The sequence below is a fragment of the Arthrobacter subterraneus genome (assembly GCF_900099735.1).
In the GTDB taxonomy this organism is placed as follows: Bacteria; Actinomycetota; Actinomycetes; order Actinomycetales; family Micrococcaceae; genus Arthrobacter_D; species Arthrobacter_D subterraneus.
Genome location: NZ_FNDT01000002.1, coordinates 271,944 through 294,485, shown reverse-complemented (window position 1 = coordinate 294,485; position 22,542 = coordinate 271,944). Strand labels below are relative to the sequence as shown.

Below are 22,542 nucleotides of genomic sequence, written 5' to 3'. Positions count from 1 at the left end.
CGGTGACGTTCGGTATCCGGCTGGCCGACGCCGTCGGGCGGTTCGGAACTCTCTGCGTGGGAATCGACCCGCACCCCGCGCTGCTCGCAGCGTGGGGGCTTCCGGATACACCGGATGGGATTGACCGGTTCTCCGCCACCGTTCTCGAGGCAGTAACGGGCCACGTGGCAGTCATCAAGCCGCAGGTTGCGCTGTTTGAGCGGCACGGTTCCCGGGGCATGGCGGCGTTGGAGCGGCTGCTGGCGCGCGGCACTGAGAGCGGGGTCCTCACCATCGCCGATGCCAAGCGCGGCGACATCGGGTCCACCATGGCCGGCTATGCCGACGCCTGGCTCCGCGACGGTTCGGCATTGGCGGCAGACGCCCTGACGTTGAGTCCCTACCTGGGTTTCGAATCCCTGCGTCCGGCGCTGACGGCCGCCCGTGAAACCGGGCGGGGCGTGTTTGTCCTGGCCCTGACCTCCAATCCGGAGGGTGCGTCGGTGCAGCATGCGGGTGGGGAGAATTCCGTGGCCCGCCGCATCGTGCAGGCGGCCGCCGCAGAGAACGACGGCGGTGTGCCCGGCTCAGTGGGCCTGGTGATCGGAGCCACCACGGGGCCAGCCGTGCGGGAGCTGGGGCTGGACCTGGCCGGGTTCAACGGCCCCATTCTGGCGCCCGGGGTGGGCGCGCAGGGTGCCGGGCGCGGGGAACTCGAGAGCACCTTCGCAGGCACCTCCGGTGTTGTCCTGCCGAACTCGAGCAGGGAGATTCTCAGCGCCGGTCCGGCCGTAGCGGCGCTGCGGGCAGCCGTTGCCGCCACCCAGCGTTCACTGGGCCTGGCCGGCGACGCGGGCCCTGGAATGGATTGATTTTCAGCCAGCCGAGCAGATAGGTTCAGTGCAAGCCCAAACTCCAGATCCGGAACTGCCGGTGCACGGCCGACGGTAACAACTGCCCAGGGAGCCCGCGTGAGCCTGAAGCCCCTCACTGATAGCGAACGTACACTGGCACGGGAAAAGGCCACGGCGGCCCGGGCAGTGCGGGCGCAGTTGAAGTCCCGCCTGAAGTCCGGTGAGATCACCGTGGACGAAGTCATCAACGGCGCCGGCCACGAGGATGCAGTCGGAAGGCTGAAAGTCCTGGACCTGCTGAAGGCGTTACCCGGGGTGGGGGAGAAGCGGGCGGCCGGAATCATGGAGACGGTCGGCATCGCCGCGACCCGCAGGGTGCGCGGGCTGGGCGTCCACCAGCGCAAGGCCCTCGTGGAACACTTGAAGCACCACCGAAGCGAGTAATCGCAACTAGAGAAGGAAGTATTCGTGAATCAGCCGCGGCTGACCGTACTTGCGGGCCCAACGGCTGTAGGCAAGGGGACGGTGTCGACCTACATCCGCGACAACTATCCCGAAGTGGAGCTGTCGGTTTCGGCCACCACCCGTCCGCCCCGCCCCGGCGAAGTGGACGGAGTCCATTACCACTTCGTCTCCTCCGAGGAGTTCGACGCCCTCGTGGAAGACGGCCAACTGCTGGAATGGGCCGTGGTCCACGGGCGCAACCGGTACGGCACGCTCAGACGCACCGTGAACGCGGCCATGGCGGCCGGCAAAGCCGTCCTTCTCGAGATTGACCTGCAGGGTGCGCGGCAGGTCAAGAAGAGCATGCCGGAGGCGAATTTCGTATTTCTAGCACCTCCAACCTGGGAGGAAATGGTGCGGAGGCTTATCGGCCGCGGCACTGAAACACCCGAGGAGCAACAGCAGCGCCTCGAAACCGCTAAACTGGAACTTGCTGCCGAGTCGGAATTCGACCACACGGTCATTAATGACGACGTCCAGCGCGCAGCAGATGAGCTTGTTTCATTGATGGGCCTGACCGCGCACTCGCACTGACCTGCGTGCACGGTACCCTTACGGCCCAGCTACTATTGGAGATTTTGTGTCTACTCAGCCCGAAGGCATCATCAACCCGCCGATCGACTCCCTGCTGGAAGCGTCGGATTCGAAGTACGCCCTCGTCATCTACGGTGCCAAGCGCGCGCGCCAGATCAACGCCTACTACTCGCAGCTCCATGAGGGCCTCTTTGAGTACGTCGGCCCGCTGGTCGAGACCAAGCTGAACGAGAAGCCGCTGTCCATCGCCCTCCGCGAGATCAACGAGGGCATGCTCGTCGCGGCCCCGGCTGAAGCCTCGGAGTAATTTCCGGCCGGTCAGCAGAATACCGACGTGCGTATCGTCCTGGGAGTTGGAGGAGGGATCGCCGCCTACAAGGTGGCGTCCCTCCTGCGTTTGTTCACCGAGGCCGGCCATGACGTGACAGTCATTCCCACCGAAGCCGCCCAGCGCTTCGTGGGAACCGCCACCTGGGAAGCCCTCTCGGGGAATCCTGTGAGCAACAGTGTCTTTGATGCCGTCGACCAGGTGCGCCATGTGCGCCTTGGCCAGGAAGCGGACCTGGTGGTGGTGGCTCCAGCTACCGCTGACCTCCTGGCCCGCGCCAGCGCGGGACGAGCCGATGATCTGCTGACGGGAACCCTGCTGGTGACCCGGGCACCTGTCCTCTTTGCACCGGCCATGCATACGGAAATGTGGCAGCACCCCGCCACCGTGGCCAACGTCGCCACGCTGAGGGGACGCGGTGCAGTGGTGCTGGAGCCCGCCGTCGGCCGCCTGACGGGGACAGACAGCGGTCCCGGCCGGCTCCCGGAGCCGGAAGCCATCTTCGCGGCGGCGCTCAGGACGGCGTCCAGCAGCGGCGACCCGGCGCACCGCCCGCTCACCGGACGCACCGTCACCATCACAGCGGGCGGCACCCGTGAGCCGCTTGACCCGGTCCGGTTCCTCGGCAACCGCTCTTCCGGAAAACAGGGTGTGGCACTGGCAGCGGCGGCACTCGCCGCCGGCGCGACCGTCCGGTTCATCGCCGCGCATATGGACGTGCAGCCGCCGGACGGCGTGGAGCTCACCACTGTCGAGACGGCCGCTGAACTGCGGGAGGCAACGCTCAGGCTGGCCCCGCAATCGGACGCGCTGATCATGGCAGCGGCTGTCGCCGATTTCCGGCCCGATTCGGTCTCCGAGACCAAGGTCAAGAAGCGCGACGACGGTGAGAACCCGGTCATCACCCTCACCCGGAACCCGGATATCCTCGCCGAAGTGGTTCAGCAGCGCGGTTCGTCGGGCGGCCCCGCCGTGATCGTCGGATTTGCCGCAGAAACCGGGGACAGCGACGCCACGCCGCTTGCGCACGGGCTGGCCAAGCTCAAGCGCAAAGGCTGCGACCAACTGGTCCTGAACCGGGTGGGCCGGTCGCTCGTCTTCGGACAGGATTCCACTGAGGTAACCATCCTTGACGCGGGCGGCGCCGAACCGGAGACCGTGAGCGGAAGCAAGAACCGCATTGCAGAAGTGGTTGTAAGCCGGGTTGCCTTGGCGCTCGGGAGCGCCGGGTAGCACCCCGGCGCCGCCCCCGGTCCTCCTTCGGGAGCCGCCGTCCCGCTGTAGCACCCGGTCACACAACCAGCCAGATACAGCACCCGACCAAGTAGAGTGATCACGTGAATTCACCCCATACGCCTAGCCCTGCCTTGCGATTGTTCACCTCGGAATCGGTGACTGAGGGCCATCCAGACAAGATCTGCGACCAGATCAGCGACGGTATTCTGGATGCGCTGCTCGAAGCGGATCCGCGGTCGCGCGTAGCGGTGGAAACCCTCGTGACCACCGGTCTGGTCCACGTGGCCGGTGAAGTCACCACGGAAGCCTATGTGGAAATTCCGGAGATTGTCCGCCGGACCATCCTCGGGATCGGTTATGACTCATCCGCAAACGGCTTCGACGGCGCACGCTGCGGTGTTTCGGTGTCCATCGGGCAGCAGTCGCCCGAGATCGCGTCCGGCGTCTTCACCTCCCTGGAGACGCGTCAAGGCACCAGCACCGATCCGTATGATGCGCAGGGTGCCGGAGACCAGGGAATCATGTTCGGCTATGCCAGCGACGAGACACCGGTGCTGATGCCGACGCCCATCTGGCTGGCCCACCGGCTGTCCGAGCAGCTTACCGATGTCCGCAAGAACGGCACGCTGGGCTACCTCCGCCCCGATGGAAAGACCCAGGTCACCGTCGGCTATGACGGGGACAAGCCGGTCAGCGTGGACTCAGTTGTGATCTCCTCCCAGCACGCGCAGGGAGTAGCGCTGGAAACCCTCCGCGCCGATCTCGTTGAACATGTGATCACCCCGGTCCTGGCCACCTCGCACCTGGATGTCTCGAACGTGCGGCACATTCTCAATCCCGGCGGTGAATTTGTCATCGGCGGTCCGGTGGGGGATGCGGGGCTGACCGGTCGCAAGATCATCGTGGATACCTATGGCGGAATGGCCCGCCACGGCGGCGGGGCGTTCAGCGGCAAGGATCCGTCAAAGGTCGACCGCTCGGCGGCCTACGCCATGCGCTGGGTGGCCAAGAATGTGGTGGCGGCAGGGCTCGCCCGCCGTGCTGAAATCCAGATCGCCTACGCGATCGGCATGGCGCAGCCGGTGGGAATCTACGTTGAGACCTTCGGAACCGAGCAGGTGGATCCTGCCGCGATCAGTTCCGCGATCAACGACATCTTCGACCTGCGCCCCCTGGCCATCATCAACTCTCTTGACCTCCTCCGGCCGATCTACCAGAAGACCGCCGCCCACGGCCACTTCGGCCGCGAGGGGGAGGGCTTCAACTGGGAACTGACCGACCGAACTGACGAGCTCAAGAGCTACTTCAACGCCTAGCAGGTCAGCTTCGAGCCGATGAGTTCCGATCACGGGCAGCAGCTGTCCCTGCTGCAGGGCTTTACCGCCTCCGCTGCGCCGCGCGGGAAATCGCCTGTCGCGGCCACGCTTCCGGTCGCCCGGGTGATCATCGACTCACCGTTGCCGCATCTGGACCGGCCCTTCGACTATCTGGTCCCGGCGGAGTACGACGACGACGCGGTGCCGGGTGCCCGGGTCAAGGTCCGGTTCGCCGGGCGGGAGCACGCGGCGTTCCTCGTCGAGCGGCGCGCGGTCTCGGACAGCCCGGCACGTTTGCTGCCCCTGGCGCGGGTGGTGTCCAACCAGCCGGTTGTTACCCCGGAGATACTGGCCCTGGCCGAGGCCGTGGCGGCCAGGTATGCAGGCTCAACGAGCGACGTCCTCCGATCGGCGGTGCCCCCGCGGGTGGCTCGGGTGGAAAAGGAATTCAGCGCCGGCAGCCCGCAGGCCGCCCCCGATACCGCTCCTGCACCGACCCCGGGGAGAGGTGCCCCACCGTCCCTGTACGCCCGTTACGCCAACGGGGGGTCCTTCCCGGCGAGGCTGGCTGCGGGTGAGAGTCCCCGTGCCGTCCTGACCACCCTCGGCGGTTACGGGCCGGCCGGGTGGCCGGCTGAAATTGCCGAGGCGGTCCACGCCGTCTGGTCAGGCGGGAGGGGCGCCGTCGTCGTCGTTCCGGACCAGCGCGATCTGGCCCGCGTCGAGGAGGCCCTGCGGGACCGCCTGGGCGCCGACGCTTTTGTGCGGCTCACAGCCGAGGACGGGCCCACCCCGCGATACCGCAGCTTTCTCCGGTTGCTGCACGGGGACGTGCGCGTGGCGGTCGGAACCCGGTCCGCCGCGTACGCGCCGGTACGCGATCTGGGGCTGGTGTGCCTCTGGGACGACGGCGACGATTCCCACAGTGAACCGCGTGCCCCCTACCAGCACGTGCGCGACGTGCTGCTGCTGCGCAGCGAACTTCAGTCCTGCGGCCTGCTCTTCGCGGCGCCGTCGCGAAGCGTCGAATCCCAGCGGCTGGTCGACTCGGGCTGGGCGCGGTCCGTCTCCGCGGACCGGCAGACCACGCGCCGGCTCACCCCCCGCGTCCAGCATTCAGCCGACACATTCCACGCCGAGCACGAGCCGCTGACCCACCAGGTGCGGATTCCTCCCGTAGCGTGGCGTGCGGCCCGCGATGGACTGCAGCGCGGACCGGTGCTGATCCAGGTGGCGCGTACCGGCTTCTCGCCGGCGCTGGCCTGCCAGGAGTGCCGGGAACCTGCGCGCTGCCGGCACTGCGCCGGGCCGCTGGCGCAGTCGGGGCGCGGGTCCGCGGTGGCATGCCGCTGGTGCGGCCGGCCCGAGCACCGGTGGCGCTGCCTCAACTGCGAGGGAGGACGGCTCCGCTCGACAGTCAGCGGCGCCGCGCGGACCGCGGAGGAGCTGGGACGGGCCTTCCCCGGGGCCGTCGTCGTGTCCTCGTCCGGGGACCACATCATCGACCGGATTGATGATTCACCGCGGGTGGTTGTGGCAACCCCGGGTGCCGAGCCGGTGGTTGCCTCCGGGTATGCCGCCGTGCTGTTGCTGGACGGCAACGCCCTCCTCGGCCGGGAATCCCTGCGCGCTCTTGCTGCCACCCTCCAGCGCTGGTTCAACGCAGCGGTCCTTGCCCGTCCGGCGTCTGCCGGTGGGGTGGTGGTGGTCACCGCGGACGACGACGTCGCTGCCGGTCACCTCGTCCGCTGGGACCCGGACGGTGCGGCTGCGCGCGAACTGGCGGTCAGAACTGACCTGGGACTGCCGCCGGCTGTCCGGTATGCGGCGTTGACCGGCTCACTGGAGGCACTGGCCGTATTCATCGACGGTCTTCAGCTGCCGCCGTCGTGCAGGGTTGTGGGGCCCACCGCGGTGCGGGACGCGGCAGGTCCTCCGCCGGCGCAGAAGCCGGGCCAGCAGTCCGCGGCGGGATCCCATCGCACCCTGCTGTTCTTCCGCTACCGGGACGCTGCGGAGGTGGTGGGTGCCCTGCGGTCGCGCCGGGCATCATTGTCGGCCCGGCGAACCAGCGAACCGGTCCATGTCCGGGTGGACGCTGCCGAGCTTCTCTAGTCAGTGACTCTCGAAAGTCAGTGGCCCTCACAGCGCGTTGGACGGGGCGCGCTTCCCCGGGCCTGAACGGCTTCCTCCAGTGCCGCGAGGAGTGAATCAGCGGATTTCTCCCAGGTGTAGCTGCCGGCCTGTGCTCGGCCGGCCTCTGAGGCAGCCTCCCAGCGGCGCGGATCGTCGAGTGTGCGGACCGCCCTGCTGAACCCGGCGGGGGAGTCCGGGTCGACATACAGCGCCGCGCTGCCCCCCACCTCGCGGAAGATCGGCGTGTCGGCGGCGATGACCGGGGTGCCGACTGCCATCGCCTCAATGACGGGTAGTCCGTACCCTTCGGCGCGGGAGAGCGTCACCAGGGCGGTGGCGGAGCGCAGCAGATGATCATAGTCGTCATCGCTCACTCCATTGTGGAAAACAACCTCTGCGCCGGCGGGTATGAGCGCTTCCAGCTCGCGCCGCCGCTCCGGGGTGATCCGGCTCAGGAGATGAAGCGTGTAACCGTCCAGCCCCGCCATACCTGCCAGGAGGGTTTCCACGTTTTTGTAGGGCATGAAGGAACCCATGTAGAGCAGGGTCCTTGCCGGCGCGGGTCCGGCGGACCGGGGCACCATGCCCGGCTGCGGCGCGTTGCCCACAATGCGGATCGGGCGGCGCGTCAACCGGTGTTGCTGCATCAGGGCACGGGTGGTCTCCGAGATGGTGGCAACAACGTCCGCCCGGTTCAGCAAGACCCGTTGCGGCCAGTACGCGAGATGGTACAGCCGCCAGAGGACGCGGACGGGCAGCGGAAGGAACCCCGGGGGCGTGCGGTTCTGGTAGTAGATGAGGTCGTGCAGGGTGAGCACCAGCGGGTAGCGGCGCCCGAACGAGCCCATGGTCTGCATCGGACAGAACACGGCGTCCGGCCGGAGGCCGTTGATCCGCCGGGCGATGAAGACCTCAGCAGGGGAGAGGGGACTGTTGATCATCACGTGCGGTACCTGCGGCAGCAGTGCAAGCTGGCGGCGGTCGTGGATGAGCATGGTCACGTCGGCACGGTGGGAGAGGGCCTCGATCAGGCTGGCGCCGTAGCGGCTGATGCCGTCATGGTGGTCTGTGCGGGTGAACCGCGCGTCGATCACGACCCTCATCGGACCCTCGACTTCACAAAGTCGGTGATGTGCGCTGCAGCAGCATCGGGCTTTTCATAATGGACGAGGTGCCCTACCCCGGGCAGGACCACGAGGGTGGAATCGGGGATCAACGCTGCGAGTCCACGCTGCGTCTCGACGGTCCCAAGATCGTCCTTCTCCGCAGCGATCAGCAGGACGGGCAGGTTGAGGCTGGAAGCGCTGTCGCGGACCGTGGCGGTGATCGACGCGGTGAATGCCTCCAACACAACCTCGCGTGAGGCAAACGCACTGAAGTAGGCCCTGTGCTGGGCGTGGATCCAGCGCCGCAGGCGGCGGTCCCCGGTCTTCGCCATCAGCTCGCTCATGGCCCGTACGATCAGCCGGTTGCGCAGGAGCGCCTGGCCTGCGCCCTCCGGCAGGGCTCCGCCCGCCCGGTAGTACAGTTCGGCCAGGCGCGTAGCCATCCGGCTTGATCCCTCGAGCGCCGGGGCGCTGATCGGGTTGACCAGGACCAGCGAGGAGAAAGCATCCGGGGCATCGGCCGCCGCCCTGGCGGCGATGATGGAACCGAAGGAGTGGCCCAGGAGCACAGTCCGGCTCCCGAGTGCGAGCCGGTCCACACCGCCCCGCACAAAGGCAGCGTAAGCGGCGACGTCGTGTGTTCCCTGCAGGGGATCGGACTGCCCGAAGCCGGGGAGATCAGGGACGAGAACCCGATGTTCCGGGAGCGCCTCGACGATGCGCAGCAGTCCGTGATGATCGCCGCGGAATCCGTGCACCATGAAGATGGCCGGGCCCTCTGCGGTGCTGTGCACCGCGGGGAAGTCCCAGAACCGTCGAAGGCCGCCGTCCATCCGGATTGTCCGTACATCAGCGGCGCGGGTGAGCGACACCACCTCAGTTGACCCGATCCGGATGGGAACCGACGCGCGTATCCGAGTTGAGCTGTGCGATGGCAATCAGGTCTACCGGGTCGAGGGCAAAGTCCTCAATGTGCAGATTCTCCACGATCCGGTCCCTGGAGCTTGCCTTGACCACCGCGGTGCCTCCGATCTGAAGGTGCCAGCGGAGGACAACCTGCGCCGGAGACCGGCGGTGCTTGGCCGCGATATGCGTGATGGTGGGGTTGTTGAGCAGTGTTCCGCGACCCAACGGACTCCACGCCTGAGTGAGAATTCCGTGTTCTGCGTTGAACTTCCGGAGAGTTTCCTGCTGGAGAAACGGGTGGAGTTCAATCTGGTTGACGGCCGGGACAACTTCCGTCTCGGTCAGTAGCCTCTCCAGATGGTGGCGCTGGAAGTTGGACACTCCGATGGCGCGCACGCGACCGCTCGCGTAGAGCTCCTCGAGCGCCCGCCAGGAATCGACATACAGGTCCCTGCCCGGACACGGCCAGTGGATCAGGTAAAGGTCGAGGTAATCGAGACCGAGACGCTTGAGGGATTCGTCGAAGGCTTCGTGGGTGGCACGGTAGCCGTGGCTGTCGTTCCATACCTTGGAGGTGACAAAGATATCGCTCCGGTCCACGTAGCCGGCGTCCACCGCGTCCCTGACCGCGCGGCCCACGCCTTCCTCATTGCCGTACATCGCCGCCGTATCGAGAAGCCGGTATCCTGCCTCGAGCGCGAGTGTACTCAGCCCGTGTGCCTCATCCGCGGGCACCTTGTAGAGGCCATACCCCAACCGGTCCATGACCACACCGTTGGAAAGCGATACCTTGCCGGGTTTATGCATACCCTGACTCTACCGAGCGGCGGCGGCGCAGATGCAGGGTCCTGCCGCGCGCGTCGGACTAGCTGTTGTGCACCAGCGTTCGGGCCGAGCGTTCGTCAAGAATCAGGTCCGTGGCAAGTCCTGCGGCGAGTGCGCCGCGCAGTCCATTGATTTTCGACTCGCCCGAGACCACGCAGATCCGCCTGCGGACCTGCTGCAGCATACCGAGGTCGGGACCGGTGCTTCGTTCATTGAGCACGATGTCGCTGTGCGAACCGTCTGCGCGGAAGAAGACGGTCGCCACATCGCCGACAACCTGGTTCCGGCGCAGGATGGCAAGGTCTTCCTCATCCAGGTAGCCGCCCGCGTATACATGGCTGGGTATACCGGATCCGGTGGAGCCTACGCCGAAGATCGCCATGGTCATCCGCTCCTGCAGGTCGAGGATGCGTTTCACACTGCGCTCAGCCCACATTGCTGTCTTCGTCTCAGCATGGTCAAAGAAGGCCGGAACGGGGAACTGCTCAACCCGCGCACCGTAGGCCGCGCCGAACCTGCGGAGAATCTCGCTGGCGTACGTGATTCCTGTTGTCTGGGTATTGCCGGCACCGTTCAGTTGCACGATAGTGCTGTCATGGGTGACCTTGCGGGTGAGGTGGTGGCTGACCGCGCTGATGGTCGAGCCCCACGCAACCCCGATGATCGCGTTGGAATCAACCAGCGGACCGAGCGTCCGGGCCGCTTGGATGGCCACGCGGTCCAGCACGTCCGAATCGCTCACCAGATCCGTCACGGGTACCACGTGTGCATCGACACCGAAGTTGTTCCGGATTTCACGCTCGAGTGCCGGCGCACGGTCAAGGGGATTGTTGATCTGGATCTGTACCAGTCCGGTCTCGCGCGCCATGGAAAGCAGCCTCGACACGGTGGACCTCGAGGTTCGCAATTCCCTGGCGATCGCATTCATTGTCAGGTCCTGGAGGTAGTACATCTGGGCCGCACGCAAGGCGTCACGGCTCCGCGGCGGCGTCGGATCGGAATTGCGGACATTTGCGCGGTTGGCACCATTTTGGGCGGCAGGGCTCACAGGTTTCTCCGGGGGCATGTGCACGTTTGTGCAAAGTGATTGACGAATATTCCCAATGCTCAAAAGAATAGGGGTCAGATCCCGAAACCACCACCACAGTCAAGGAGCCTGACAGCCCGTGAGAAACAGCACCGGGTCGACGACGCCGTCGGCAGAACAGAACCGTCCAGTGCGCGAGAGCGTTCAGCAGCTCAGGGACGGCGGGAAGGCCTCCGTACTGATCATCGGAGGCGGAATCAATGGGGTCGGGACCTTCCGTGACCTGTCGCTGCAGGGCATCGACGTCACGCTCGTTGAACGCGGCGACTACTGCCAGGGCGCTTCGGGCGCTTCCTCCCACATGATCCACGGCGGCATCCGCTATCTCGAGAACGGCGAGTTCCGGCTGGTACGCGAATCAGTGATCGAGCGGAACGCGCTCCTCAAACTCGCGCCGCACTACGTCAAGCCGCTCCAGACAACCATCCCGATATTCAGCACGTTCTCCGGAATCATGGCGGCGCCCCTGCGCTTCCTGACCCACCGGCAGGGAGCTCCCCGTGAGCGCGGCGCCGTCCTGATCAAGGCGGGGCTAACCCTGTATGACGCGTTCTCCCGCGCTGGCGGAACGGTGCCCCGCCACCGGTTCGTGGGACGGAAGAAATCCCTTCAGCAGCTCCCCAGGCTGCGCCCCGATGTCAAGTACACCGCCACCTATTTCGACGCCTCGGTCCACAACCCTGAGCGATTGACCCTGGACGTCCTCCAGGACGGGTTGGCCGCCAACCCCCGCTCGCGGGCGGTCAACTACGTCAGCGCGGTCGGAAGCAACGCAGACGGGGTGGTGCTCCGCGACGAGCTCTCCGGTGACGTCTTCACCATTCAGGCGGACGTCGTCGTCAACGCCACCGGCGCGTGGGTGGATGGCACCAACAGTGCGCTCGGGCAGGGGAGCAGCTTCATGGGCGGAACGAAGGGTTCCCATGTGGTGCTCGACCATCCCGAGCTGCTGGCGGCCTGCGACGGGCGGGAGATATTCTTCGAGCACTCCGACGGACGAATCGTCCTCATCTATCCCATGGGCGAGCGGGTGTTGGTCGGCACCACGGACATCGAGACGGACATGGATACCCCGGCCGTGTGTACCGACGCCGAGATCGACTATTTCTTCGACCTCATCCACCACGTGTTTCCGACCGTACGGGTCAGCAGGGAAAGCATTGTCTACTCCTTCTCGGGAGTGCGGCCGCTGCCGCGCCACGACGACACGCAGCCCGGCTTTGTGTCACGGGACTACCGGATCGAACGCGGCACCACCTCGGGACGCCCCATTCTCAGCCTGGTCGGAGGCAAGTGGACAACCTTCCGCGCACTCTCCGAACACCTCGCAAATGAGGTGCTCGAGCTGCTGCAGCGGGGCCGGACAGTCTCCACCGCGGCCCTGCCTATCGGCGGGGGGCTGGCTTTCCCGCAGCAACCCCGCGACGTCGCGGCCTGGATCGAGGCCAACAGTGCAGGTCTGCCCCCGGAACGTGTCAGGCTCCTGCTCGGGCGCTATGGCACCCGCGCCGCCGGCGTTGCTGCCTTTCTCGCCGAAGGGGGAGACGCACCCCTGCAGACCACCCGTGAAGTCTCAACCCGCGAGCTTGAATATATGGTCCGGCACGAGCAGGTGCAGCACATTTCAGACGTGCTCATCAGGCGGACTGCACTGGCCTTCAACGGTCTGCTGTCGGCCGAACTCGTGGAGGAAATCGCTGATGTCCTGGGCGGGCTCCTTGGCTGGTCCGAGTCGGACAGGAAGCGTGAAGTCGAGGAAACACGCCGTGTCCTGCAGGAGAAGCACAAGGTGAGTGTGCAAAGTTTGGTTGCCTGAGTCCTGGGCAGCCTCCAGCCGTTTGAGGCGGCTGGGAACCAACGGCAACAGCTGCCGGGGGAGTTACACGGTGTCGCGACCATCACGGCACCGGGGCCGCATCGGCCCACAGTTGAATCAATGGAGGAGTCAAAGATGTCTCTGGAAGTATTCGTCGCCGAAACATTCGGCACGTTCATGCTGCTGTTGCTTGGTACAGGCGTGGTGGCCAACGTCGCGCTGGCGGGAACCAAGGGAAATAACGGCGGGTTCCTGATGGTCAACTTCGGTTGGGGACTCGCGGTCTTCGCCGGTGTCTACGTCGCCGCGCTCTCCGGGGCCCACTTGAACTTCGCCGTCACCGTCGGTCTCTGGGCCAACGGCGACGTGGGCGAGTTCGCTCCCGGAGTGGACAAGAACCTGGTCAATGCGCTCGCCTATTTTGCTGCGCAGATGCTCGGTTCCATTCTGGGTGCGGTGGGCTGCTGGCTCGCCTACAAGCAGCACTTCGACGAGGAACCCGACCCGGCGAACAAGCTCGGTGTCTTCTCGACGGGCCCCGCAATCCGGAATTACGGGTGGAACCTGGTGACTGAGGTGATCGGCACGTTTGTGCTCGTTTTCGTCATCCTTGCCTTTGCAAGTACGCCGTCCGGCCTCGGCCCTCTTGCGGTGGCTCTGCTCGTCGTCGGTATCGGCGCATCGCTCGGTGGACCCACCGGATACGCCATCAACCCCAACCGTGACCTCGGCCCACGCATCGCTCATGCCTTCCTGCCTATCCGGGGCAAGGGAAGCAGCGACTGGAGCTACGCCTGGGTTCCCGTCGTCGGGCCGATCATCGGCGGCCTGCTCGGCGGCCTGGTTGCCATGATGGTCACTTTCCCTGCCCCAGCCTGACCTACAACCGACCGGCGGTCCGGATCGCCCGGACCGCCACCGTCCAACCAACCCCGCACCAAACTCAACGAGGAGCAATTAATGCCGCAGTACGTTATCGCCATTGACCAGGGAACCACCTCAAGCCGCGCGATCGTCTTCGACCACCAGGGGAACATTGTGTCCTCCGGTCAGAAGGAGCACGAGCAGATCTTCCCGAAGGCCGGCTGGGTGGAGCATGACCCGATGGAAATCTGGGACAACACCCGCGAAGTCATCGGCAACGCACTTTCCAAAGCAAACCTGACCCGCCACGACATCGCCGCAGTGGGCATCACCAACCAGCGTGAGACAGCGGTGGTGTGGGACAAGAACACCGGCAAGCCCGTCTACAACGCCATTGTCTGGCAGGACACCCGCACCCAGCCCATCGTGGACGAGCTGGCGGCGGACGGGGGAGTTGAACGTTTCAAGCAGCAGGTCGGCTTGCCGCTGGCAACCTACTTCTCCGGAACCAAGATCAAGTGGATTCTCGACAACGTCGAGGGTGCACGGGAGAAGGCCGACGCCGGGGACCTGTTGTTCGGCAACACCGATTCCTGGGTGACCTGGAACCTCACCGGCGGGACCGACGGCGGGGTGCACATCACCGATGTGACGAACGCTTCACGCACCCTCTTCATGGACCTCGAGACGCTGAGCTGGGACTCCGCCATCCTTGACACATTCGGCGTACCGGCCTCGATGATGCCGGAAATCCGCTCATCCTCCGAGGTCTACGGCAAGGTGCACAGCTCACAGCTGCTCCGGGAGGTGCCCGTCGCGGGCATCCTGGGGGACCAGCAGGCTGCCACGTTCGGCCAGGCTGCCTTCGAGAAGGGCGGCACCAAGAACACCTACGGAACCGGCAACTTCATGATCGTCAACACCGGTGAGGAGATTGTCCACTCGAAGAACGGCCTGCTCACCACCGTCTGCTACAAGCTCGGCGATGCCAAGCCCGTTTACGCACTGGAAGGGGCCATCGCCGTCACCGGTTCGCTGATCCAGTGGCTCCGCGACAACCTTGGGATCATCAACAGCGCTCCCGAGGTGGAGCAGCTCGCCAAGACTGTCCAGGACAACGGCGGCGTGTACATTGTTCCGGCCTTCTCGGGACTTTTTGCACCGTACTGGCGGTCGGATGCCCGCGGCGCGATCGTCGGTCTGACGCGCTTCGTGAACAAGGGCCACATCGCACGTGCCGCCCTGGAAGCGACCGCCTTCCAGACCCGCGAAGTGCTCGACGCCGCCAACGCTGACTCCGGCGTCAACATGGAGGACCTGAGGGTCGACGGCGGCATGGTTGCCAATGATGCGCTGATGCAGTTCCAGGCAGACATCCTGGGCATTCCCGTCATCCGCCCCAAGGTCACGGAGACCACCGCGCTGGGCGCAGCCTACGCCGCGGGCCTCGCCGTCGACTTCTGGAAGGACACCGACGAGCTTGCCGCGAACTGGTCCGAGGACAAGCGTTGGGAACCGACCATGGATGGTGCGGAACGCGATCGTCAGATGCGGAACTGGAAGAAGGCCGTCACCAAGACCTTCGACTGGGTGGATGAGGACGTGAACTAGGGGCAGCAGCAGCCACCTGCCCGGCTCGGGCGGGCGGAGATGACGAGGACCTCGTCATCTCCGCCCGCTCGGCGGGTTAAAGGGAGCCGTCAGCGAAGGACTTCACCTGAAACGTTGTCCGGGTTGCCGAACCGGTGAGCGGTGATCGTGACCGCCTGCTCCCGAAGGAACGGCAGAAGCTCGATCCGGCCGGCCTCGGTGACCGGCCCAGCGTAGATCGCCACGTCGGGATCGCCGTCCGTGGCTTCGCAGAGCTCCCGGTAGCCGCCCCCCACCAGGCGCACGCGGCCGAGGCGCGCTGAGGGCGCAGCTGCCAGCCACGCGGCGTCGTCCTCTACCCGGTGGGTCACTTCCAGACCCGAGAGGACTGCCGTGACCGCCGGAGCCAGCGGTTCCGGCGTGGAGACCGCCATGGCGGAGCCGCTGCGCACCCCGGCTGCAACCACGCGGAGGATGTCCGCCATGGTTCCGGATTCATTGAGCCTGACAGTGACGGGGGCCGGCCGGTAGCGGAACTCGTTCCGCTCCACGCCGAGGGCCGATACGTCCTCATGGGTGCCGAAGGTGCGCACCCAGTGGCGCTGGTCGTCAGCTGCCGATCGGGCAAGGAAGCCCCGGTCTCCGTCCGGCACCTCCGCTGCATGAAGCAGGCGGCGGACGGAATCGTTCAGCGGGGCGTGGACGTTCCCGGCGTGCAGTTCCTCACGCTCCCAGCTGCCGAGATGGATGAGGTAGTTCGGTCCACCCGCCTTGGCGCCGGGCCCGACCGCCGAGCGCTTCCAACCGCCGAACGGCTGCCGCCGGACGATCGCTCCGGTGATTCCGCGGTTGACGTAGAGGTTTCCGGCCTCCACCGAGTCGAGCCACTGCGACACCTCGTCCGGGTCCATCGAGTGGATGCCGCCGGTGAGTCCGTAGGCGCTGGCGTTCTGCCACTCGATGGCCTGTTCGAGCGACTCGGCGTGCATGATCCCCAGCACCGGGCCGAAGAATTCCGTGAGATGGAAGTAGCTGCCCGGCCGGACCCCGGTCCGTACGCCGGGGCTCCAGAGCCGTCCGGTGTCGTCGAGCTGTTTCGGCTCGACCAGCCATGATTCACCCTCTCCGAGGGTGGTGAGGGCGTCCTTGAGCTTGCCGGCGGCCGGCTCAATGATCGGACCCATCTCGGTCTCAGGGTCTTCCGGGTACCCGACCTTCAGGGAAGCCGCGGCGTCGATGAGCTGGTTGCGGAAGCGGGCGGAGGTGCCCGCAGAGCCCACCAGGATAGCCAGCGATGCAGCGGAGCACTTCTGGCCGGCATGCCCGAAAGCCGATCTGACGACGTCGGCGGCGGCAAGGTCCAGGTCCGAGCTCGGCGTAACGATCAGCGAATTTTTACCGCTCGTCTCGGCCAGCAGCGGCAGGTCCCTGCGCCAGGAGCGGAAGAGCCTGGCGGTGTCATATGCGCCGGTCAGGATGACCCGGTCCACGTCCGGGTGGGAAATCAGGTGCTGGCCGACGGGTCCCTCTTCGACGTCGGCAAATACCAGCACGTCGCGGGGGATGCCGGCGTCCCACAGGGCCTGAACCATGACGGCGGCGCACCGCTTGGCCTGGGGTGCCGGTTTCAGGATCACGGCGCTTCCGGCGGCCAGTGGAGCGAGGACGGATCCGGCCGCAATGGCAACGGGGAAGTTCCACGGCGGGGTGGCCACGGTCAGCGCGGCAGGAACAAAGCGTGCACCCTCCACCTGGTCCAGCTCTTCGGCGAGAAATGCGTAGTAGTTGGCGAAGTCGATCGCCTCCGAAATCTCCGGGTCGGACTCCGCGATGGTCTTCCCGGTTTCGCTTGCCGAGACCTCCACGAGGTCACCCCGGCGGGCAGCAAGCTGGGCAGCCGCAGCGCGGAGCACCACCGCCCGCTCCGCACCGGTCCGGGAAGACCAGTCCCGCTGTGCTGCGCGTGCCGACCGGACGGCGGCATCCACCTCACCCTCCGCATCGAGCCGGGAGGACTCGACCAGGGAAACACCCAGGGTGGAACCGGGAACCCGGTCGAGGATGCCGGCGGCCCACGCCCGGATAGCAGGTAGCGAGGGGTCGGAATCGGACTGGTTGTGGAATTTCCCCGGCCCGGTCGCGGTGAAGCGGTCCGGAGCCTGTGACCGGTTGGGCTCTGGAACCGTGGAGTCAAGCTCCGCGAGCGAGGCCAGGAAACGGTCCTTCTCGCGCTCGAACAGTTCACTGTTCTTCGTCAGTTCAAAGACAGCACTCATGAAATTTTCCTGGCTCGCGTTCTCCTCAAGGCGGCGAATCAGGTAGCTGATGGCGACGTCGAACTGCGCGGGCTTCACCACCGGGGTGTACAGCAGCAGCGACCCGACATCCTTGCGCACCTCGGCGGCCTGGTCTTCGGCCATGCCGAGCAGCATCTCGAACTCGATCCGGTCCTCGACACCGCGGGCAACGGACAGGGTACGCGCAAGGGCAATATCGAACAGGTTGTGCCCGGCCACGCCCAACCGGACCGCGTCCGCGTTCTCGGGCCGCAGGGCCCAGTCCAGGCAGCGCTTGTAGTTGGTGTCCGTCGCCTGCTTGCTGGGAAGGGTGGCGGGCTCCCAATTGTGGACGGCGGCATCCACCAGTTCCATGGCCAGGTTGGCGCCCTTGACCAGGCGCACCTTGATGGCGGAACCGCCGGCCGCACGCCGCTCCTGGGCCCACGCGGTCAGATCCTGGAGGACGGCGAGCGCATCCGGCAGGTAGGCCTGGAGCACGATTCCCGCCTCTAGGTTGCGCAGATCCGGCGTCTCCAGGATGCGCTTGAACACCGCCACCGTCAGATCGAGGTCGTGGTACTCCTCCATGTCCAGGTTGATGAACTTCGGAGCCGGTGAGGACGCCGCCAGCCGGTACAGCGGCAGCAGCCGTTCGGCCACCCGCTCGACGGTCCCCTCGAAATCCCAGAGGTTGAGCGTACTCACAACCGAAGAGACCTTGATGGAGACATAGTCGACGTCGTCGCGCGCGAGCAGTTCCCGGGTTCCGGTAAGCCGCGCATCCGCCTCCCGGTCGCCCAGCACTGCTTCACCGAGAAGGTTGATATTGAGGCGGACACCCTCCCCGCGCAGGGCGGCGATCGACCTGCCAAGGTGGGAGGGACGGGCGTCAACGATCAGATGGCCCACCATCTCGCGCAGCACCCGCTGCGCAACGGGCACAACCACCCGGGGAAGGGCCGGTGCCATGACCCCTCCCAGGCGCACAGCTCCCTTCATATACCAGGGCAGGAACGACGGCGCCTTCCGTGCGAGGCGGGCGAGGTTCCGTGCAGCGACGGACGGGTCTTCGGGGCGGATCACCCGGTCCACGAATCCGATCGTGAAGTCCAGTCCGTTCTGGTCCTTGAGGACCTCAGCGAGGAGCTGCGCTGACTTGGAGCCACGCGAGCTCACGGTGGCTGCGGGCCGCTGTGCCGCGGTGCGTGCCTCATCCAGGTGCAGCCACCGGCGCACCAGCGCGACTGCGTCATCGCCAAGGGCCAGCGGTGAGGGATCTGCGGTAGGAATTGTCTGTGTCATGTTCGTCTACCTAACGACGACGGGCCAGAGTGCCTGCGAAGCAGTCCACCCCTCGGGGTGGCTGGCCGATCAGCCGCGGGCGCATTCCGCCTCGGCGTCCTGGGCTCAATAACAGATAAAAGAGTCCAATGGAAATATGGTAACGCTTCGAAAACGCCCCGGAGACCAAACTGCGCTAAGGTAAAAGCATGTTCGCGCAACTGCTCCTTATCTAGCCGCGCATTCCGCGCGGCCGCCCCTCGAAGTGTCGAGGGGCTTTTGTATGTCCGGGTCCCGTTCGGCGTCCAGGCACACCACCGGGAGCGGTCCGGCGAATTTGAAGACGGTCACCAGTGATCAACAGACAGGGCAAGTAACAGTGAGCATGAAACCCACGGCCGAAGAGTCGGACGCCGGTACCTACAGTTTCGCGGATATCGAAGCCAAATGGCTTCCGGTCTGGGAACAGCTCAACACCTTCACCCCGGTCGACGACGGCAGCAGGGAACGCCGCTACGTGCTGGACATGTTTCCCTACCCATCCGGGGACCTTCACATGGGTCACGCCGAAGCCTTCGCAATGGGCGACGTCGTCGCCCGCTACTGGCGGCAGCTCGGCTACGACGTTCTTCACCCGATCGGCTGGGACTCCTTCGGCCTGCCGGCGGAAAACGCCGCCATCAAGCACAACGCGCATCCGAGCGAGTGGACCTACGCGAATATCGACACGCAGGCGGCGTCCTTCAAGCGCTACGCCATCAGCGCGGACTGGTCCAGGCGGCTGCACACCTCGGATCCCGACTACTACCGGTGGACGCAGTGGCTGTTCCTGCGGTTCTTCGAGAAGGGGCTCGCCTACCGCAAGGACCATCCGGTCAACTGGTGCCCGCGGGACCAGACCGTGCTCGCCAATGAGCAGGTAGTCAACGGCGCGTGTGAGCGGTGCGGCAGCCCGGTCACCAAGAAGAGCCTCAATCAGTGGTATTTCCGTATCACTGACTACGCCGACCGGCTGCTCGAGGACATGGAGCCGCTGACCGGTCACTGGCCTGAACGGGTGCTGGCGATGCAGCGGAACTGGATCGGCCGGTCAGAGGGCGCCCATGTAACTTTCACCATCGAAGCCGATGATGACCTGCCTGCCCGCGACGTCACGGTCTTCACCACGAGGCCTGACACCCTCCACGGAGCCACCTTCTTCGTCGTTGCCGCAGACGCGGACCTCGCCGCGGAGCTGGTGACTGGCGAGCTTGCGCCCGCGCTCAACCGCTACCGCGAGAGCGTGAACGCGCTGAGCGATATCGAACGGCAGTCCACCGAACGGGAAAAGACGGGCGTCTTCACCGGCCGTTACGCGGTGAACCCGCTGAACGGCGAAAAGCTGCCGGTCTGGGCAGCCGACTACGTGCTCGCCGACTACGGCACCGGCGCCATCATGGCGGTTCCCGCCCACGACCAGCGGGACCTTGACTTCGCACGCGCCTTCGAGCTCCCCGTGCGCATGGTGGTGGATACCGGCGAAGAGGACCCTGCGTTCTCCGGCAAGGCGACCATCGGTGAAGGCACCCTGGTCAACTCCGGTGAGCTGAACGGCCTGACCAAGGAAGCGGCCATCCAGCGTGCCATCGAACTGGTCGCGGCCCAGGGCACGGGTGAGCGCACGGTCAACTACCGACTGAGGGACTGGCTCCTGTCCCGGCAGCGTTTCTGGGGCACACCCATCCCCATCATCCACTGCGGTGCCTGCGGTGAGGTGCCGGTACCCGATGACCAGCTTCCGGTGCGGCTCCCGAGCGATCTGCGCGGGGAGGACCTCGCGCCCAAGGGAACCTCGCCGCTCGCTGCGGCAACCGAGTGGGTCAACGTACAGTGCCCGCAGTGCTCCGGACCAGCGACGCGGGACACCGACACCATGGACACCTTCGTCGATTCATCCTGGTACTACCTGCGGTTTGCCGACCCGCAGTGCGACGACGCGCCGTTCGATCCGGACAAGGTCAACCAGTGGCTGCCCGTGGGCCAGTACGTGGGCGGAGTGGAGCACGCCATCCTGCACCTGCTCTACAGCCGGTTCTTCACCAAAGTGCTCTTTGACCTCGGACTGGTCAACTTCACCGAACCCTTCTCCGCGCTGCTGAACCAGGGGCAGGTGCTCAACGGCGGCAAGGCCATGAGCAAATCCCTCGGTAACGGGGTCAACCTGGGCGAACAGCTTGACCGTTACGGGGTCGACGCCATCCGGCTCACCATGGTGTTCGCCTCCCCGCCGGAGGACGACGTCGACTGGGCGGATGTGTCGCCGTCGGGTTCGGCGAAGTTCCTGGCCCGTGCCTGGCGGCTTGGCGCCGACGTCACCTCGGCACCGGGCACCGACCCGGCACTGGGGGACCGTGCGCTGCGCTCGGTGACACACCGCACCCTCGCCGACGCCGCTGAACTGCTGCACAACAACAAGTTCAACGTGGTCATCGCCAAGCTCATGGAGCTCGTCAACGCCACGCGTAAGGCGATCGACTCGGGACCGGGCGGCGCGGACCCTGCCGTCCGTGAAGCGGCAGAAGTGACAGCGGTTATTTTGAGCCTCTTCGCCCCCTACACCGCGGAGGACCTCTGGGAGCGGCTGGGCCATCCCGCTTCGGTTGCAGCAGCCGGCTGGCCGCCGCTGGATGAATCGCTGCTCGTCCAGGACACGGTCACCGCCGTCGTGCAGGTGCAGGGGAAGGTGCGCGACCGCCTGGAAGTCCCGGCGGACATCACCGAGGATGCACTCAGGGAGCTTGCGCTCGGCTCCGCCCAGATCCAGCGCACGCTGGCGGGTCGGGAGATCCGGACGGTCATTGTCCGAGCGCCCAAACTGGTGAACATCGTTCCGGCCTGACCTGCCGGGGGAGAAGGTTCCACAGTGGCCTGGTTTGATCGCCGAAGAGGCACGGCTGCCGTCGTCGGAGAAGCCTCCGCGGAACCGGCGACGGCCGTTGTCACGGATTCCGCTGCCGCGCTTCCGCAGGACTGGATCACGGGGAACGGACCCGCGGTAGGCGTGACGATCGTGCCCATGCCGGTGATCATCGGCGGCCGCCATTACGGCGAAGGAGCCGACAACCTGCTGGAACCCCTGTCCGTGGCGCTGGTCGAGGGTTCGGAAGTGCGGACATCCCGCCCCTCTCCGGGCCAGTTCCAGAACGTGTACCGGCGGCTCGAGCGTGAGGGGGCGCAGGAGATCGTGTCGATCCACCTCTCGGGCAAGCTCTCCGGCACCGTCGAGGCGGCCCGCTGGGCGGCGCGCACCGTATCCGTGCCCGTCCACGTGGTCGACAGTGGAACCGTCGGAATGGCGCAGGGATGCGCGGTGGCAGCCGTAGCCCTTGCCCTCCGGGACGGGGCAACCGCTTCCGAGGCAGCCTTACGGGCGGCTGCGTACTGCGCAGGGACCCGGATCTTCTTCTACGTACCCAGCCTTGAGCAGCTTCGCAGGGGAGGGCGGATCGGGGCAGCTGCAGGCTTCTTCGGGACCCTGCTCGCGGTGAAACCGCTCCTGACTGTCCGGGACGGGGCGATCGAGCCCCTGGAGAAGGTGCGCAGCGCTGCACGGGCCCGGCAGCGCCTCGAGGAACTGGTCCGCGATGACCTCCGGCAGCGTGCCGCAGGCAGTATCGCGGCGTTCCACTACTTCGGTAACAGGGCAGAGGCCGAAGCGGCGGCGTCCAGGGTACCTGCAGGCGCCGAGGCGCTGCTGACCCGGATGCCGGCCGTCCTCGCCGCCCACACCGGGCTGGGCGTGCTCGCCGTCGCTCTCTCGGATCCACTCAGCCCGGACCACGGCTGATCCTCCGCTCCACATTCAGCCGGCTCCCTGCGGTTTGCCCACATAGTCCCTCGGGCCGTCGGCGAAGCAGGCCGG

Annotated in this window: 17 protein-coding genes; 12 read left to right on the top strand and 5 right to left on the bottom strand. The window is 66.2% G+C overall.

Annotated elements, in window-relative coordinates:
- The first annotated feature begins 2 nt into the window (after positions 1-2).
- The 7 genes from pyrF to BLS52_RS04565 all read left to right on the top strand — a co-directional run bounded on the left by pyrF (position 3) and on the right by BLS52_RS04565 (position 6,866).
- The gene (pyrF, locus tag BLS52_RS04595) at positions 3-851 is read left to right on the top strand and encodes an orotidine-5'-phosphate decarboxylase (protein WP_090584742.1); all 849 of its coding nucleotides are present in this window, start codon (positions 3-5) and stop codon (positions 849-851) included.
- A 99-nt stretch (positions 852-950) separates the two neighbouring features.
- Positions 951-1,277 (top strand): integration host factor, actinobacterial type, encoded by a 327-nt coding sequence (gene mihF / locus BLS52_RS04590; RefSeq protein WP_090584740.1) that lies wholly within the window; start codon positions 951-953, stop codon positions 1,275-1,277.
- 24 nt (positions 1,278-1,301) lie between these two features.
- Complete coding sequence (gene gmk / locus BLS52_RS04585; RefSeq protein WP_090584738.1) at positions 1,302-1,871, top strand: guanylate kinase; 570 nt, start codon at positions 1,302-1,304, stop codon at positions 1,869-1,871.
- 46 nt (positions 1,872-1,917) lie between these two features.
- Positions 1,918-2,178, top strand: a complete 261-nt coding sequence (rpoZ, locus tag BLS52_RS04580; RefSeq protein ID WP_026544007.1) for a DNA-directed RNA polymerase subunit omega — start codon at positions 1,918-1,920, stop codon at positions 2,176-2,178.
- A gap of 27 nt (positions 2,179-2,205) precedes the next feature.
- Complete coding sequence (coaBC, locus tag BLS52_RS04575) at positions 2,206-3,432, top strand: bifunctional phosphopantothenoylcysteine decarboxylase/phosphopantothenate--cysteine ligase CoaBC (RefSeq protein WP_090584736.1); 1,227 nt, start codon at positions 2,206-2,208, stop codon at positions 3,430-3,432.
- A gap of 104 nt (positions 3,433-3,536) precedes the next feature.
- Positions 3,537-4,751 (top strand): methionine adenosyltransferase, encoded by a 1,215-nt coding sequence (metK, locus tag BLS52_RS04570; protein ID WP_090584734.1) that lies wholly within the window; start codon positions 3,537-3,539, stop codon positions 4,749-4,751.
- An 18-nt stretch (positions 4,752-4,769) separates the two neighbouring features.
- Complete coding sequence (locus tag BLS52_RS04565) at positions 4,770-6,866, top strand: primosomal protein N' (protein WP_090584732.1); 2,097 nt, start codon at positions 4,770-4,772, stop codon at positions 6,864-6,866.
- A 17-nt stretch (positions 6,867-6,883) separates the two neighbouring features.
- Here BLS52_RS04565 and BLS52_RS04560 read toward each other — a convergent pair whose 3' ends face one another.
- From BLS52_RS04560 to BLS52_RS04545, 4 genes are read right to left on the bottom strand one after another with little or no spacing between them, the layout of a single operon-like run.
- Entirely contained in the window at positions 6,884-7,990 is a 1,107-nt protein-coding gene (locus BLS52_RS04560; protein WP_090584730.1) for a glycosyltransferase family 4 protein, read from the bottom strand.
- Positions 7,987-8,865, bottom strand: coding sequence for an alpha/beta fold hydrolase (locus BLS52_RS04555; RefSeq protein WP_245702688.1), 879 nt, complete (start codon positions 8,863-8,865; stop codon positions 7,987-7,989). The genes BLS52_RS04560 and BLS52_RS04555 overlap by 4 nt, the downstream gene beginning before the upstream one ends.
- 4 nt (positions 8,866-8,869) lie before the next feature.
- Positions 8,870-9,706: an aldo/keto reductase gene (locus tag BLS52_RS04550; protein WP_026544012.1), complete on the bottom strand. Its 837-nt coding sequence runs from the start codon at positions 9,704-9,706 to the stop codon at positions 8,870-8,872.
- 58 nt (positions 9,707-9,764) lie between these two features.
- On the bottom strand, positions 9,765-10,676 hold the full coding sequence (locus tag BLS52_RS04545; RefSeq protein ID WP_051470407.1) for a sugar-binding transcriptional regulator: 912 nt from the start codon (positions 10,674-10,676) through the stop codon (positions 9,765-9,767).
- 214 nt (positions 10,677-10,890) lie between these two features.
- On the opposite strand from BLS52_RS04545, the gene BLS52_RS04540 reads away from it, so the two are divergent.
- The 3 genes from BLS52_RS04540 to glpK all read left to right on the top strand — a co-directional run bounded on the left by BLS52_RS04540 (position 10,891) and on the right by glpK (position 15,102).
- Positions 10,891-12,627 (top strand): glycerol-3-phosphate dehydrogenase/oxidase, encoded by a 1,737-nt coding sequence (locus BLS52_RS04540; protein WP_425425024.1) that lies wholly within the window; start codon positions 10,891-10,893, stop codon positions 12,625-12,627.
- A gap of 135 nt (positions 12,628-12,762) precedes the next feature.
- Positions 12,763-13,506, top strand: coding sequence for an MIP/aquaporin family protein (locus BLS52_RS04535; protein ID WP_026544015.1), 744 nt, complete (start codon positions 12,763-12,765; stop codon positions 13,504-13,506).
- A gap of 81 nt (positions 13,507-13,587) precedes the next feature.
- Positions 13,588-15,102, top strand: a complete 1,515-nt coding sequence (glpK, locus tag BLS52_RS04530) for a glycerol kinase GlpK (RefSeq protein WP_026544016.1) — start codon at positions 13,588-13,590, stop codon at positions 15,100-15,102.
- Between the two features lie 89 nt (positions 15,103-15,191).
- On the opposite strand, the gene BLS52_RS04525 is transcribed toward glpK, so the two are convergent.
- The gene (locus BLS52_RS04525; protein ID WP_090584728.1) at positions 15,192-18,662 is read right to left on the bottom strand and encodes a bifunctional proline dehydrogenase/L-glutamate gamma-semialdehyde dehydrogenase; all 3,471 of its coding nucleotides are present in this window, start codon (positions 18,660-18,662) and stop codon (positions 15,192-15,194) included.
- Positions 18,663-19,026: 364 nt separating this feature from the next.
- On the opposite strand from BLS52_RS04525, the gene leuS reads away from it, so the two are divergent.
- Together leuS and BLS52_RS04515 are read left to right on the top strand one after the other, a co-directional pair.
- Positions 19,027-21,519 carry a leucine--tRNA ligase gene (leuS, locus tag BLS52_RS04520; protein WP_035777771.1) on the top strand — a complete coding sequence of 831 codons (2,493 nt, stop codon included), beginning with the start codon at positions 19,027-19,029 and terminating at the stop codon, positions 21,517-21,519.
- 24 nt (positions 21,520-21,543) lie between these two features.
- Positions 21,544-22,467: a DegV family protein gene (locus tag BLS52_RS04515; protein ID WP_090584726.1), complete on the top strand. Its 924-nt coding sequence runs from the start codon at positions 21,544-21,546 to the stop codon at positions 22,465-22,467.
- The last annotated feature ends 75 nt before the right edge of the window (positions 22,468-22,542 follow it).